Source organism: Ruegeria profundi, from assembly GCF_020171505.1.
GTDB lineage: Bacteria > Pseudomonadota > Alphaproteobacteria > Rhodobacterales > Rhodobacteraceae > Ruegeria > Ruegeria profundi.
Window position 1 is genome coordinate 51,935 of record NZ_JAIUZS010000004.1, and the last position, 14,851, is coordinate 66,785.

14 protein-coding genes are annotated in these 14,851 nt (G+C 56.2%); 5 read left to right on the top strand and 9 right to left on the bottom strand.

Going from position 1 to position 14,851, the window contains the following annotated elements; genetic code table 11:
- Positions 1–2 precede the first annotated feature (2 nt).
- The 4 genes from LCM21_RS10550 to LCM21_RS10565 all read right to left on the bottom strand — a co-directional run bounded on the left by LCM21_RS10550 (position 3) and on the right by LCM21_RS10565 (position 5,553).
- On the bottom strand, positions 3–1,418 hold the full coding sequence (locus LCM21_RS10550) for an arylsulfatase (RefSeq protein WP_224890583.1): 1,416 nt from the start codon (positions 1,416–1,418) through the stop codon (positions 3–5).
- A 203-nt stretch (positions 1,419–1,621) separates the two neighbouring features.
- Positions 1,622–2,584 (bottom strand): PLP-dependent cysteine synthase family protein, encoded by a 963-nt coding sequence (locus LCM21_RS10555; RefSeq protein WP_224890584.1) that lies wholly within the window; start codon positions 2,582–2,584, stop codon positions 1,622–1,624.
- Between the two features lie 302 nt (positions 2,585–2,886).
- The gene (locus LCM21_RS10560) at positions 2,887–4,227 is read right to left on the bottom strand and encodes an adenylate/guanylate cyclase domain-containing protein (RefSeq protein ID WP_224890585.1); all 1,341 of its coding nucleotides are present in this window, start codon (positions 4,225–4,227) and stop codon (positions 2,887–2,889) included.
- 390 nt (positions 4,228–4,617) lie between these two features.
- Positions 4,618–5,553 (bottom strand): GlxA family transcriptional regulator, encoded by a 936-nt coding sequence (locus tag LCM21_RS10565; protein WP_224890586.1) that lies wholly within the window; start codon positions 5,551–5,553, stop codon positions 4,618–4,620.
- A gap of 100 nt (positions 5,554–5,653) precedes the next feature.
- Here LCM21_RS10565 and LCM21_RS10570 point away from each other — a divergent pair, with 100 nt between their 5' ends.
- Together LCM21_RS10570 and LCM21_RS10575 are read left to right on the top strand one after the other, a co-directional pair.
- Positions 5,654–8,134: a CoA transferase gene (locus LCM21_RS10570; RefSeq protein ID WP_224890587.1), complete on the top strand. Its 2,481-nt coding sequence runs from the start codon at positions 5,654–5,656 to the stop codon at positions 8,132–8,134.
- Positions 8,135–8,138: 4 nt separating this feature from the next.
- Positions 8,139–9,782, top strand: coding sequence for a N,N-dimethylformamidase beta subunit family domain-containing protein (locus tag LCM21_RS10575; RefSeq protein ID WP_224890588.1), 1,644 nt, complete (start codon positions 8,139–8,141; stop codon positions 9,780–9,782).
- Positions 9,783–10,426: 644 nt separating this feature from the next.
- Here LCM21_RS10575 and LCM21_RS10580 read toward each other — a convergent pair.
- Together LCM21_RS10580 and LCM21_RS10585 are read right to left on the bottom strand one after the other, a co-directional pair.
- Complete coding sequence (locus LCM21_RS10580; protein WP_224890589.1) at positions 10,427–11,041, bottom strand: class I SAM-dependent methyltransferase; 615 nt, start codon at positions 11,039–11,041, stop codon at positions 10,427–10,429.
- Positions 11,042–11,181: 140 nt separating this feature from the next.
- Positions 11,182–11,598: a MerR family transcriptional regulator gene (locus LCM21_RS10585; RefSeq protein WP_224890590.1), complete on the bottom strand. Its 417-nt coding sequence runs from the start codon at positions 11,596–11,598 to the stop codon at positions 11,182–11,184.
- A gap of 73 nt (positions 11,599–11,671) precedes the next feature.
- Here LCM21_RS10585 and LCM21_RS10590 point away from each other — a divergent pair, with 73 nt between their 5' ends.
- From LCM21_RS10590 to LCM21_RS10600, 3 genes are all read left to right on the top strand, one after another.
- A complete protein-coding gene (locus LCM21_RS10590) occupies positions 11,672–12,301 on the top strand; it encodes a cation efflux transmembrane domain-containing protein (protein WP_224890591.1) in 630 nt (209 codons plus the stop codon).
- 78 nt (positions 12,302–12,379) lie between these two features.
- Positions 12,380–12,847: a DUF411 domain-containing protein gene (locus tag LCM21_RS10595; RefSeq protein ID WP_224890592.1), complete on the top strand. Its 468-nt coding sequence runs from the start codon at positions 12,380–12,382 to the stop codon at positions 12,845–12,847.
- A 37-nt stretch (positions 12,848–12,884) separates the two neighbouring features.
- The gene (locus LCM21_RS10600; protein WP_224890593.1) at positions 12,885–13,430 is read left to right on the top strand and encodes a c-type cytochrome; all 546 of its coding nucleotides are present in this window, start codon (positions 12,885–12,887) and stop codon (positions 13,428–13,430) included.
- A 169-nt stretch (positions 13,431–13,599) separates the two neighbouring features.
- Here LCM21_RS10600 and LCM21_RS10605 read toward each other — a convergent pair whose 3' ends face one another.
- The 3 genes from LCM21_RS10605 to LCM21_RS10615 all read right to left on the bottom strand — a co-directional run bounded on the left by LCM21_RS10605 (position 13,600) and on the right by LCM21_RS10615 (position 14,842).
- Positions 13,600–13,818, bottom strand: coding sequence for a GDCCVxC domain-containing (seleno)protein (locus LCM21_RS10605; protein ID WP_224890594.1), 219 nt, complete (start codon positions 13,816–13,818; stop codon positions 13,600–13,602).
- 3 nt (positions 13,819–13,821) lie between these two features.
- Complete coding sequence (locus LCM21_RS10610) at positions 13,822–14,070, bottom strand: hypothetical protein (RefSeq protein ID WP_224890595.1); 249 nt, start codon at positions 14,068–14,070, stop codon at positions 13,822–13,824.
- Positions 14,071–14,134: 64 nt separating this feature from the next.
- Positions 14,135–14,842: an IS6 family transposase gene (locus LCM21_RS10615; RefSeq protein WP_224890596.1), complete on the bottom strand. Its 708-nt coding sequence runs from the start codon at positions 14,840–14,842 to the stop codon at positions 14,135–14,137.
- Between the last annotated feature and the right edge of the window lie 9 nt (positions 14,843–14,851).

A 14,851-nucleotide genomic window follows, 5' to 3' on the forward strand; every position in this document is an offset into this window, starting at 1 on the left:
ATTCAGTTGGCTGGTGGTTCGTACGGTTCTGGCACGCCAAACGGGACCGGTGGCTCTTCAATCAAAGTGCTCTCAAACTCCACGATCTTGGCGAAGATCACAGGCAAAACCCAAGTCGACTCGTCTTGTATTTCATATTGCTCTTTTGGGTCGGTTATCAGATTGAAGACGCGCGGCACGTTGAGTTGGCGAGGCTCGCTGTTCATGTTTTCAAGCTCGATCAGGTGTAACTTCCAATTTCGCCACTTGTATCCGTAGACATCGTCATTGTTGTAGATGATGAACCCTTCCCGGTTTGAGTTGGCCTGTTGTCCGAGGAAGAAGTCGAGTTGGTCAACACCATCGATGATACGGTCGTCTGGCACCTCATACCCAGCTACACGACCCAATGTCGGGAGCATATCGACCAGATGGACGATCTCGTTGCTTGTGGTTCCAGCACCAATTCGACCCGGCCATTTGATAAGAAATGGAACCCTTAGCGAACCCTCCCAAGCCGTGAAGTAGTTACCCCGCCAGGGACCTGCTGTGCCGTGCCATGGGTGGAAAAACTCGGGTCCGTTGTCGCTCAGCCAGATAACGATTGTGTTTTCCTCCATCCCCAATTCACTGATCGAGTCGAGGATTTGTCCTGAACGAAAGTCGATTTCAGCAACCACGTCTGCATAGTGCCCGTTGCCCGTAATCCCATCGAAGTCGGGGTGTGGCAGCGTCGGTAAGTGCGGCTGTGTAAAGGGTACAAAGGCGAAGAAAGGTTTGTCAGCTGCCGCTGCGCGTTCCATGAAGTCGATGGCGCGAGTGGTCAGTTCGCTATCAATTTCGCGGCGCGACGCGATGTTGTATTCTTTGACATCCTGAGGTGTCTCACCGCGCTTCGCCTCTTGGATCATCGGCTGGCCACTTACAGAGGCATCGAACTGAAACTGCGAAGAGTATTCGGATTCGTCTGTAGTGTTCGCAACGCCGTACCATTCATCGAACCCCTGGTCGGTTGGAAACCGCCCGGGCAAGTCACCCAGATGCCACTTGCCGAACATTCCGGTCATATATCCCGCATCCGAGAACAACTCAGCCATGGTCACTTCCCAGTTGACCATGCCATAGGGTACCCCCCACACGACCCTTGTCGTTGCCGACCGAATTGGACGGCGTCCGGTCATGAAGGCCGAGCGGCTGGGCGTGCACTGTGGCTCGACGTTGAAGTTCAGCAGGCGCATCCCCTCAGCCGCGAGAGTATCAAGACGTGGGGTTGCCGTCCCGCGTAACTCTCCACCGCCATATACGCCCAACTCGCCCCAGCCAAGATTATCGACCATCATGACAACGACATTGGGCTGCTCTGAGCCTTGCGCGTTTGCCGCCGACAGACCGAGCAAGACCGAACCTATGAGAAGGGTGAAAAGCGTGAGATATCGCATCTGTCTGGCCTCTTTGGTCAATCGTGGATTACAACGAAATTAAAGGAAGTCGTGTATTAGCCTTTGACGCAGATCAATGATGTCATCGGTTACTGGAAATCGAGAGGCGGCCTTGGGCTCGGTGCGGACTTTCAGAGATTTCCGCGCTATGTCTGCCTCGCGGACAGAGCCGACCTTCAACAAAGCTTCCCGAATGATCGCTTTTATTCAAACAGATCAGTCGAGAGATATTTCAAACCTGAGTCACAGATGACGACTGCGATAGTTTGGCCTTCGTGGGGGCCTTTCAGCAGTTCGATGGCCCCGGCCACATTGGCTCCGGCGGAGAAACCAGCGAAAATGCCTTCAAGCCGAGCAAGATCGCGCGACGTCTGACGTGCTTTGTCTCCATCAACCTGCAAGAACCCGTCCCAGGTCAGTCCCCGAAGAAAATCGAGATCGTCCATGATGTAGCCCCCACCCTGAATTGGGTGCTCAGGTTTAACTGCATCCTGTCCAGCAATCACGGCTGCACCTTCTGGTTCAATCGGATAGCATTTGATGTCCGGGTTTTGTGACCGAAGAAATTTAGACGTGCCCGCAAGCGTTCCGCCTGAGCCCACAAAATCACAGAACGCGTCGATCTTACCACCGGATTGTTCCCATAGCTCCGGTCCAGTCATCTGTTCGTGAGACCCCGGATTGCCCACACGACGAAACTGGTCGGCGCGAAACGCGCCGCGTTCTTCGGTCAACTCAGTCGCAACGCGATCCACCTTTGCGAGGTCAGCGCCCGAGACTTCCCCTGGACGGCTTTCCGGCAATTGATCAACCAACACGACTTCCGCACCAAGGGCAGACATCATTCTTGCCCGCTCCGGCGAATTACCTTTCGACATGACCGCTACAAAGGGATAGCCCTTAATACCGCAAATGATTGCAAGACCAGTACCCATATTGCCACTCGTCAATTCAACTACGGTTTGTCCGGGTTTCAAGGTGCCGTCACGCTCTGCTGCTTCGATAACACCAAGAGCAGCTCGATCTTTCTTTGAAAACCCAGGGTTCAGGTGATCCAATTTCGCAAGGATCGTACCCTCGCAACCATAGTGTTTCACTAGCCGGTCAAGACGTACGAGGGGCGTGTTGCCAATTGCTCCAAGAATTGAGTCGAGTGTTTTTGCCATTATCTGCTTCTCGAGGTATCTCTCAAATTCAGTCCAGCTTTTGATAGCGGACAAGGGCAACTCTTAGCAAATACCGAGCTAGGAAAGCCGCCATTCGCGACGGTCAGCATTCTGAACGTGTGGGTTCGCCTCGGTCGTCCGACTAATTTTCTCAGGTGACTGGAAAGGTGCGCTAAGCAGACGTTCACGAGAAGAACTTTGAAGTTACGGCTTTGAATGGCCGCTTTGCCCAGAGAACAGACACTGGAGAAAAAGGGCTATGTCCGAATTGCGGACAAAATGATCAACTGCGATCTCTGTGGCTACTGGGAATATATCCAGACTTTCACTTCAGACGTTCTTCCGCGGATTTTTTGAAGACCTGCATCAATCAAGCGATCAAGATTAGCATTAGGATCATTCTGCTTGATTGCACTCACCAGATCGTCGCTCACAACCAGCTGAGTATTTAGTTGTCTGGTCAGGTGCTCGATCCTGCTTGCGATGTTCACAGTGTCGCCAACAACGCTGTATTCCAAGCGCCGTTCATTCCCGATGTCTCCTGCGACCACGATACCCCAGTGCAATCCGATCCCAACTCGGATCGGGTCGTCTCCGGACAACACCCTTTCAGTGTTCCACTCGCCCAATGCTGCGATCATTTCATAAGCGCTGTTTAAGGCGTTTTCGGGATCGTGGGGGCCCGGGCTGGGAGTTCCGAAGGTCGCCATGAGCCCGTCGCCAATGTACTTATCCAAGGTGCCCGAGTTTTCGAAGACCGCTTTACCCAGACGGTCGTGATAGCCTCTCAGAAGCTCGATCACCTCATCGGCAGTCGCATTTTCGCAAAGTTTTGTGAAGCCTATGATGTCCGCAAAAAGTACCGCAACTTTTTGGTGCTTAGCGGCTGAAAGACCAACATCTGATTTGCTTAACTGGTCTACGACATTTGGCGAAAAGTATCTTGCTAGACTGGCCCGCTTTCTCTCAGTCGATAGGAGATTGTTAACGAGCCGCCGAGATCGCGCAACAACAACGGCAAGCCCCGCAGACAATATCACGACAACCAGCAATTCTGTGGCGGCATATCCTAGAAACAGAAAGTTGAGGTCAGTGCCTCCGGCAAGCCAGGCTTCAACTGTCTGTTCCGGCAAATCCAGATTACTGTATGTACCTGGCAGGCTCAAAAACCATACCCACATGCCGATGCGAGCAATCATTATACTGATACCGCACCAGACAACCAAGAAAGGTCGGAAGCTGAACGATGCCTGCATTAGAAACATCAAAAAATATAAAAAACGCGCGGTATCCATCGAAATAGCCGGCGGCAACGAAGCGCCGGAAAATGGCACACTGAGGCTGAAAACCACCGCCAACAATATGCAATCCAGCGTAACGAACACGTACTGAATGCTGCGACCGCCAAGACGCGAGTAAGCCGCGATGTACTGCAAACCGCCGAGCAAAACAAAAGTGAAGATTTCGAGAAGAACAAAAAAATAAGATAGTCCAGTCTCCGGGCTGTCTATGGCCTGCCACAGGAGAACAAGTGCAAGAGAAACAGTTCGGACCTTTGCGGCGAGCATCATGCCTTGGCGTTCTTCCTCGGCGAAAGCCGCGCCGCTGCGTGATCGTGCTCTTTCTTGAGTGGGTTCCGACATGCGCCGGACAGTCTAACCTAAGCATGCCGAATCGCTAAGTCATTCTCGCGTAATGGACGGAAAAGCAATACAACGCCGCCCGCTTCGGGCTCGACGCGGTCATCTGAGTCTTTCTATCACATGACCGCTAACCCGCTTGTAGCAGCCTCTCACAGCCAGCAAGCGCCACGGCAGCGCCCGCTTTCCCAAAGCAACGGCCGCTTACCTGCGGGAACTGGACCTTCCGTTGCTCGACGCCTATGTCCGTGTCGCGGACGAAGCGGCAATTAGGGGAGGTCCTGCCAACGACCGGTTTTGCAAGTGCCAATTGGTGACGGCCGTGCTCAGCGAAGTTCGAAAAATGCCTCGCTTACACTTTGGTGCATATTGCCAATGCGCGGGTGGAATAGGTCACAGATTTTCCCGACGATCCTGAAGCGGATCGGATACAAAATTCTTGCGCAGGCTCCGTGTCAGGGTGGTCGAACTCGCAAAACCGCAGCGCAAAGCGATTTGATCGAGTGAGAGATCGCTATATCGAAGCAACTCGCGGGCGCGGGCCAGACGAAGCAGCAAGTAGTATCGCCCAGGAGTCGTCTGCAATTCTGCCCAGAATAGACGACGCAAGGACCGTTCGGATATGTGCGCCTGTTCCGCCAGGGCAAGGACAGACTGTGTTGTTTCGAGCGCTTCGGACATGAGCACGATGACGCGTTTGAGCTTTGGGGACAATGCTTGCGATAATGCCTGATCGGGATACGAGGCACCGTGCCGTCTGGCGTTGTCGTGTAGGAACATTGCACCAGCGTCAAATGCGACCGAGGCGCCGAACTGATCCCGAATGAATTGCAACATCAGATCAAACGCCGCCGCCGCGCTGCCGCACGTCCAGAAACGGCCGTCCTGTACATGGCGATCGGGAAGGACCTCGACCTCGGGAAACTTCTCGGCGAATTCCTCAAGAAGCTGCCAGTGCAACGTGGCATTCCGAGCGTTCAGAAACCCGCCCCTCGCCAGCACCCAGGCACCGGTATCGGCCGCAATCACCGTTGCGCCCCGCATCAATTGTCCAAGACTGCGGGCGGCGGTCATGCCTTTGGTGTCGCGAAAGGCGTCGCCACCAATGATAATCACCAGATCGGGTTCGGGCGCGTCTACCATCGGCATTTCCGGCGAAACGCTCAGACCGCTGGAACTGATTACTGTACGGTCGCCATCTGTCAGGATATTCCAGCGGATATCTGCGCCGGTTTGATCGCGCACCACCCGCAACGGTTCAAGCAGGCAGGCAAGCACCATATTGGAAAAGGCATTGCACAGGAAAACAGAGACGTGGATGGGATGCATTGGCAGATTTGATCTCATTTTTGGCAGGATGAGTATGAAACATGCCCAGACAATTTCATAGATTTGTGGGTGTAACCCGTCGGAACAGGATTCAGTAAACATGCAGAACCGCCCACTTTCCCACGTTCGTGTCCTTGATTTTGGGCATTTTCTGGCCGGGCCGTTGGTCGGTATGATGCTGGCCGATCTCGGGGCCGAGGTGATCCGCATCGATCCGCCAGGTGGCCCTAAGTGGAAGGACCCCGCTTTCGACATGTTATCGCGCGGCAAGCGTGCGCTGACTCTTGATCTCAAGACAGCCGACGGGTGCGATACGGCGCTAGATCTGGTTCGCCGCGCTGACGTGGTGATCGAGAACTTTCGCCCCGGCGTTATGGAGCGGCTGGGGCTTGGGCCGGGGGCTCTCAGGCAGGTGAACGCCGACATCGTCTCGCTTTCGCTGCCCGGCTTTGCGTCAACCGATCCCGAGCTCGCCGGGTTGGCAGCCTGGGAAGCGGTGATCGCGGCGCGCACTGGGCAATTTACCGACATGGGGTTGAACCGTCGGTTGATGGGGATCAATCCTTCCTTTACCCCGCTGGGGTTGGCCTCGGCCTATGGTGCCGCATTCGGCGCGATGTCGGTCCTGTTCGCGTTGGCCGCGCGGCCCCGGATGGGAGGTGACCACATCGAAGTGCCGCTTGCGTCTGCCCTACTGGAGGGGCTGGTTTACAATTGCGAGCAGATCGAGGATTACCCTGACCGCTACAAATCTCCGCGTGAGTTGGAGTTGGAGCGGCGCGCAAGCCAAGGTCTGCCCAACAACCTGAGCTTTGCCGAGCTGTCCGAATTTCTTGATCCGTTCTACCGCACCTATAGCTGTGCCGATGGACGCGGGTTTTACATCGTATCCTGCTCAATTGTGAACCATCCCCAAAGGGTGTTGGAGGTTCTCGGTCTTGGCGATCTGTTGAAAGAACTGCCGGATTTCGATGTCTATGTTGATCAGGCGGATTGGCCCGCGGAATGGGCTTTGCGCAGCTATCCGGTGGGGGCGGGCGATCGCAGGCGACTAGCTGATGCGATGAAAGCAGCCTTCCTGACCCGTCCCGCGCATGAATGGGAAGAGCTGTTTGGCGCGGCTAAGGCTCCGGCTACAGCACAACGCAGCACAGCGGAATGGCTGTCCGACCCCCATGCGTTGGCCTCGGGGCTGGTGGTCGAACTTGACGATCCCCGCCACGGGCGGATGCGGCAGATGGGCAACGTCGCTTGGCTGGCCGACGATCCAGGCGCAATGGATAAAACCGCTGGGCCACAGCGGGACGATTTTCGGGATGTGCTGAGCGGCGTTCTTGCAGAGCCGCCGCGAATGCCCATGGGCGGCGAAAGCAAAGGCCGCTGGCTTGACGGGCTAAAGGTGCTGGATCTGACCAATGTCATTGCCGGACCGACCATCGGGTCTACACTGGTGCGGTTCGGGGCGCGGGTTACTCTGGTACAGCCGGTACGGCCTTCGGTCGATCCATGGAATGCAGTGGTGTTTGGGCTGCATGCGCAGCGAGGCAAGGAAAGCGTGCTTTTCAATCTGCGCTCGGAACAGGGTCAAGAGGTACTGTGGCGAATGGTGGCCGAGGCCGATGTGATCACCATGAACGGCACCGACCAACAACGCGATGCACTGGGCCTGAACGAAGCGCGACTGAAGGAAATCAACCCGCGTCTCATTCTGGTGCAGCTTGATGCGTGGGGCGGACCGCGTCGGGGACCGAAATCGGATCACCTTGGCTATGACGACCTCGCGCAAGCCGCGACAGGTGTGATGACCCGCTTTGGTGGCGGCCCTGAGACACCCGAGGAACACGCTCATTTCGGTACGATCGACGCGCTGACCGGGCATTGTGCTTGTGTGGCTCTGGGAGCGGCGCTGGAACGGTTAAGGGTGACCGGCAAAGGTGGTGTTGCCCGCGCCTCACTGGCCGCTGCAGGTGAAATGATTCAGGCACAATTCATGTATGATTTCGAGGGGCGCCCAGCGTTCGACGAGCCTTCAGGACGCGAGGTGCGAGGTTGGGGGCCGTTCTATCGCTGTTATGCCGCCGCCGATGGCTGGATGTTCTTTGCTGCCCCGACGGAGCGGAAAGCGGCCCTGAGCCAGGTGCCGGATGTGGCCGACCTCGTCGGAAAGGATGACACCGAATTGGAAGCCGCCCTTGCCGAGCGGTTTGCGCAAAAACCGGTGGCCGACTGGATGCATGCCTTTGACGGCGGCTCGGTAGGTATCACGCCTCTTGGTTCCCTCCATGACACGCGCGACGCAGGCCTGCAGTTCGAAAGCGACGGCAGGATCGACATATCCAAGGCGACTTTCCGCGCGGTGCGCCATGATCAGCACCCGATGGGAAGGTGGGTCGACCTTGTCGCGCCCAATGCGGTGCGGCCCGAGAAAGCCGGGATCACGATCCCCGGACCTGCTCCGAAATACGGGCAGGACACGCGCGAAATCCTCGCACGGCTAGGCTATACTAACGAGGAAATCGGGCACATGATCGAAAGCAGCGCAGCTGCCGAAAGCTGGTCGGACAAGTATTTGCCGGAGTAGACATATGACACAGGACCACCCCGGACCAGCGACCACGCCGCGCACCCGTGCAAAGGCGCGGCATATCCTTGATAACTACTATATCGGCCCGGCGCGCGACGAGGCAGTTCTGGAAATTTGGGGCTACACCCCCGAATTGAGCTATTCCCCCGGGGACCGCGTTGCACTCCACGTGTCCACCACTGCATCGGACTGGGAGCTTGAGATCGGCCGCGACGGGCAGTTCTATGAGCCACTACTGACCAAGAGCGGCCTGCCGGGGTTGCATCATCCAACGCCCAAAGATTGCTCGGTCAGGGGCTGTGACTGGCCCGAGGCCTGTGCCTTCACCATCCCCGATGATTGGGCACCCGGCGGTTATCTGGTCACTTTTCGCGCCCGGAAGGGCGATGATGTGGTTGAAGAACACCATGTCATTCTAATCAGAACCGCACCCGATGCCGCACCGCCGCCCTTTGTGTTGGTTTGTGCAACGGGCACCTGGCTGGCCTACAACTGCTGGGGCGGGTCCAATCACTACGAAGGCATCACCGGACCGAATGGAGATGCCTTTTCTCCCATCGTTTCGACACAACGGCCATGGACGCGGGGATTTTGCAAACTGCCCGAAGGTGCCCCCCGCGCCCTTCGGGAGACGCCAGCCAGACCTGGCAAGATGGTGCGCTACCCTTACATGGAGTGGGCCTACGCCTATGGCTATTCCAAGAAATACGCCTCGGCGGGCTGGGCAAGCTATGAACGCCATTTCGCCCGTTGGGCCGAGGCCGAGGGCTATGCATTCGACGTGATCACACAGCACGATCTGCACCGCGACCCTGATCTTCTGAACCGCTATGCCTGTGCCGTTTTCGTTGGCCATGATGAATACTGGAGCGCCGAGATGCGCGATGCCGTCGATGCCTATGTCGAAACGGGTGGCCATGTCGCGCGGTTTGCCGGGAATTTCCTGTGGCAGACCCGGATCGAGGACGAAGGTCGCACACAGGTTTGCTACAAATACATCGCAGATCAGGACCCTTTTATGGGGACTGATCAAGAGCACCTTGTCTCGGGGGCCTTCGAGGTGAACCCAGTGAACCGTCCCGGCGCCTTCACCTTCGGTGTCAACGCCCTGCGCGGCGTCTATGCCGGACTTGGCAACTGTGTTGGCGGCGGTTCGGGCGGCTTTACGATTTACCGGTCCGATCATTGGGCCTTTGACGGCGCCGGGCTTGGCTATGGCGACGTGCTGGGCGCGCGATCGCGGATTTTCGGTTACGAGGTTGACGGGCTGGACTATCGCTTCGAAGATGGGTTGCCCTTTCCGACCTGCACGGATGGTGCAGTGCCCGAGATCGACATTCTCGCCATGGGGCTCGCCACCAATATCGAGGCAGATCACGGTATCTGGGGTGAAATGCTTTATATCGGGTCAGCGGACGCGGTGTTCAAAGCACAGGTGCTCTTCGGAGAGGTCACGGATGAAACTCTGGATGCTTGCAAGCGAGGCAACGGAATGATCATCTCCTGGCAGCGTGGCAAAGGCGAGATATTCACCGCTGCGACCTGCGAATGGGTCGCGGGCCTGATCCGGCAGGACGACCAAGTCGAACAGATCACACGCAACGTCTTGAACAGGTTTGGCAAATCGAGGGGGCGCTCACGGTAGCTTCTGCGTCTTACTTGAAGCGGACTTCTGTTCATACCGCAGCATCGGTCGCTTCGGGTTCGACCCAATCATCAGAGTCTTTTGATCAGATGACTGGTAAGATGCGGTTAGCAGACGCTACGGGCGAAATTTTGAATGTTCCGACCATGAACGGCTGCTTCGCGCAGGAGCGGACGGTGACGAAAAATGCGGCTATGTCCGAGTCGCGGACAATGCCGCCATTTGACCAACGTCCGCTTCAAGGAATGGGATTCCGTAGGGGGCTCCAAGAAACCGTGAAAACCCCAATAAAATATGGGGTAGGGTGTACCACGATAGGTCGAATGCGGTTTAATGGGATCAATGGGTTAGCAAGATGGTGTACCACCGGGGGCGGTGTCCGTTATGGTGGCGCTTGCCGTTTCTCGCTTCAGAAAGCGTCTACTGACACGATGCGGGACCTTGCAAACACTGTGCCAATGGTAGCTATCGGGCCGCCTAGTGATATCAAGATAAGGATGCAATCTATGTTCCAAAGGCTTGTGCAAGCCCAGATTTCTTTTCATCGGTTGCCCCCAGACCGCCGACTGACGCGTCCGTAAACAGTTGATATTTGGCGCATCCGCCTATGCGGTGGTGCTCCTGAATGCGCCAGTGCTGGCCACCTATTCTTGCTTTCGAAATAGACTGTATTGAAACGATTGTGGTCGGCCCCAGGGTGTATGGTGGATATGAAAACGATGGGTCACAAGGTCGAAGCTTGAGCCTAGTTCGTCGGACAAGCTTTCTGGACTATACCGCCTAACATCAAGGCCACTGCATTTCTCAGGGCCGTCCAACGCGAACGTTGCAATTACTGCGTGCCCTTCAGTGCCCAAACTTCTCGACAGCCGTTTTAAGTAAGATTCCCGGTCAACCGGATCGACAAGAAAGTGGAAAACTGCTCGGTCGTGCCAAAAGTCGAAAGTTCTAGAGGTTTCCCATCTGGTAACATCGGCCGCGATCCACCTAACTATCTCGCCGCGCTCGCCCAGCCGACCCTGCGCCTTCACGAGGGCGCTCCGTGACAAGTCCAGGGCCGTTATATCGCGAAGCCCAAAGGCCAGTAGGCGATCTACGACGCGCGAGGTTCCGGCCCCTATGTCGATCACCGATGATTGCGGCGTCAGACCTGCTCCCTTCATCAATTCCAGTGAAATTGAAGGATCATCCTGATGCCAGCTAAGGTCATCCTCCGACTTTTGGCTGTAGATCGTGTTCCAGTGCAGTTGCTTGTCCATGCCAGCTCTCGGTATCCCGCTTCAAATCCTAACCAGGACTAGAGCGGCTGTGCGCTCACTTGAAATATCCTCTCCGACAAGACCTTCCGGTCAAAAGCGGTCGTTTTCGCCAGTGACGGAAACGTATGATGTTGGGCCGATCAGTGCTCGCGGTGGCAGAGTTTGTGATCAGCAAGGGAAGCGAGCACGTAGCAGTTTTCTGATACGGCTTTACCGTCACAGCCTTTCGAAATCCGAACCAGCTCTTGCTCAAGTGCCCGTAGCCGTTTGATCTTGGCCCTCACATTAGAAAGCTGCGAGACCGCAATATCTGTCGCGGCCTGACACGACCGATCCGGGTGATCCTGAAGTTCGATCAGCTCCGAAATCGCTTCAATCGAGAAGCCAAGATCACGTGCGTGCTTGATGAAACCCAGGCGCTCCAAACCCGCCGCGTCGTAGCGGCGCTGATTGCCCGGAGTGCGTTCGGGTGCGGCAAGCAAACCCATCTCTTCATAATACCGGATGGTCGGAACCTTGACCTTGGTACGCTTTGAAAGCTCCCCGATCGAAAACATGAAAAAGACCTCTTGAACCTCTAGTCGCTAGAGACATTACATTGCCTGTAACAAAACACAAAGTGGAGCCATTATGGCGAGTTGTTGCGGGCAAGATGCCAAGTTTGACGGCATGTCGGATGCCTATAAACGGCGGCTCTGGATCGTCATCGCGCTGAACGCGACAATGTTCGTGGTCGAAATGGCCGCCGGTCATCTGGCGAAGTCGCAGGCGCTTCAAGCCGACGCCCTCGACTTTCTTGGCGACGCGCTGACTTATGGAATTTCGCTTGCTGTGATTGGGGCATCCGTTCGCGCCCGCACGAACGCCGCCCTCGCCAAAGGAATCTCTCTCTTACTCGTGGGGCTTTGGGTCTTTGGATCGACTCTCTACCGCGTGTTCTATGTCGGGGTGCCGGAAGCCGAGATCATGGGCATTATCGGCTTTCTTGCATTGATGACCAACGTCACGAGCGTTCTTTTGCTCGTCAGCTACAAGGACGGAGACGCCAACGTGCGTTCAGTGTGGCTGTGTTCCCGCAACGATGCGATCGGCAACGTTGCGGTCATGATCGCGGCCTTGGGGGTCTGGGGTACGGCAAGCGGTTGGCCAGACCTGATCGTTGCTGCAATCATGGCCACATTGTTCCTTTCCTCAGCCTTCCAGATCGTGCGTCAAGCGCTCGCGGAACGCCGTGAGGTCGTTGAACATCAACATGCTTGATTTGGATCGTGGCATCCGGGATCGAAAGATGAAAACAAAGGTTAAACCGAGCCTAGCACGGAACAAAGGAAGCTCCTCATGCACCTGACGCGCCGCCAGATTATCACTTCAGCCGCGGGCTTTGCCGCGACCATGCCGATCGCCTCTTATGCGCTAAGCACGCCCACCATCCATGTTCTCAAAGACCCGAATTGCGGCTGTTGCGGCGTATGGGTCGATATCCTTCGGCGGGAAGGCTTTCACGTTACTGAAGAGCGGAGCCTTGGGACGGTTCTTATCGGCCACAAATTGGACAACGGCATCCCTGAAGCAATGATTTCCTGCCACACCGGCGAAATCTACGGTTACATGATTGAGGGGCATGTGCCGGTGGCTGACATCCGCCGCCTGTTGGAAGAACGCCCGGACGCCGTCGGTCTTGCAGTTCCCGGGATGCCCTACGGCTCGCCTGGGATGGGACCGGAAGATGAGCGTGAGGCTTATGACGTATTCTTGATCCATCGGGATGGCAGCACCGAGGTGTTCACGAGTTATGAGGCCGCCTGACCTAACGTTGACCAACCGCAATATCTAGGAGGTGAAGATGACTTTGGGTAGATTACGCATTCTTGCACTGGGTGTCCTATTCGGCATCGTCGCTGCGTCGGCTGGCGCACAGCAGCAACGCGGAGATTGGTGGGGTCATGGTCCGATGGGTCCTGGTCACATGTGGTCCGAACGCATGCCAGGCTGGGGATGGGGCAACATGGGTCCGGGCCAGCAACAACGGATGCAGAGACACTGGACATACATGAACGAAGGCGTGCCCGCTTCCTATCGGGGGGCGCGGAGCGCCGTTCGTGCAACACCTGAGATTATCGCGGACGGCCAGTCGCTCTATTCGGAGAATTGCGCAAGCTGTCATGGAGCTGAGGGCCTGGGAGATGGCGAAGCCGGGCGTTCACTAGTCCCATCGCCAGCCCTCTTACGGTGGTTCGTCCAAATGCCAATGTCGGGAGACGAGTACCTCCTTTGGTCAATTTCCGAGGGAGGCGAACGTTTCGGAACGGACATGCCAGACTTCAAGGAAGCACTAAGCGAAGAAGACATCTGGAAGATCATCGCTTATATGCGCGCAGGGTTCCCCTGATCCGGTACGTGGTGGGCCCCCAACTGAGCTTTGACAAGTAATTCTTCGTAAGAGTCGCCGTGTCACAAACGATCGTTTCTAACAACCGTTGGATGAGCGGGCCGTCGCGTTGTTTCGGCTACCAACCGCAACGCAAAAGTTTGCTCGGCGGACTTAGCGGTCATTGGGCCTAGGAGCAGCAACCATCACCGAGTTGTATAGGAGGGCATGGAACGGTCGCATAAGAGCAGTAAACGCAACAGTCATCTTCAAGTGGCTTCAGCACTGTCTTGCAGGACTTACACTCATAGAACCACTGACAAGCGTCGGTCGGCATGGTTTCCGTTTCCGCGTGTCCACAATTCGGGCAAGTGATGGTGCTTGCCAGCACTGCTGTCTGATCATCCATTGGTCACATCTGCATTATTAGGAAGTCGTTGATGCGCGCTTCGTTTGCCACAACAACCCAAGCCAAAAGTGTCAAAGCGGTTGTTCCTCCAAGCCACCACTTGAGCCGCATCATCGAACCGCGCCGATACGAGACTACCCAAGCCGCCAAGACCACAAACGACGAAAGAGCGATAACATAGTAGCTAGCGGCAGCGATCTTGCCGAACACAGCTATCCAGCTTCCTCCCAATCCCAGCAGCATCATTGTCATGGGCAACACGCGGTGCTGTCAGACGAATTCGAACCAGTCTCAGTTTGCCGCGGAAACCGCGAACCTATCCGGAACAAAGTTGACGCCACTCGCTAAGAGCGGCGGCGCGGGTCAGCTTGAAGGTGTCTCGGCTGGCTAGCGATCTTTCCTGGTTGAAGTGGTTGAAGACGGAGGAGTGAACGGCTACGAATTTCTGTAAACTTCGCATTCTACGAAAGCGCTGCATTGCCCTTTCTCGTCGTCGGAATGGCAGGTGCGAGTTCTCGACTCTGTTGTTGAGCCAACGTCCACATGATTGGAGATGATCGCAACCCAAGTCGCGCAAAGCCGCTTTGTATGAAACGAACCGATCGGTGACCAGCACCTCAGGCTGACCATGCCTCTTCATCAATTTTCTCAGCATTTTCAATGCAGCGCGTTTGTTTCGTCGCTTCGTGACAACGCTCTCAAGCACCTCGCCTTCGTGATCGACGGCCCGCCAAAGATAGTACCGCTCACCGTTGATCTTCACGAAAACCTCGTCGACATGCCATTGCCATGGCGAGAATGCACGCAGCTGCTGCACACGCCGCCGACGGATCTCAGATGCAAACATCGGGCCAAACCGGTTCCACCAGAACCGGATGGTCTCGTGGCTGACGTCGATGCCTCGCTCGTGCAGAAGGTCCTCGACATTGCGGAGTGACAACGGGAAACGCACATAGAGCATCACTGCCAGGCGGATGATCTCGGGGCTGGTTTTGAAGTACTTGAATGGAGAGCGTTTGGTCATGGCCAGAGG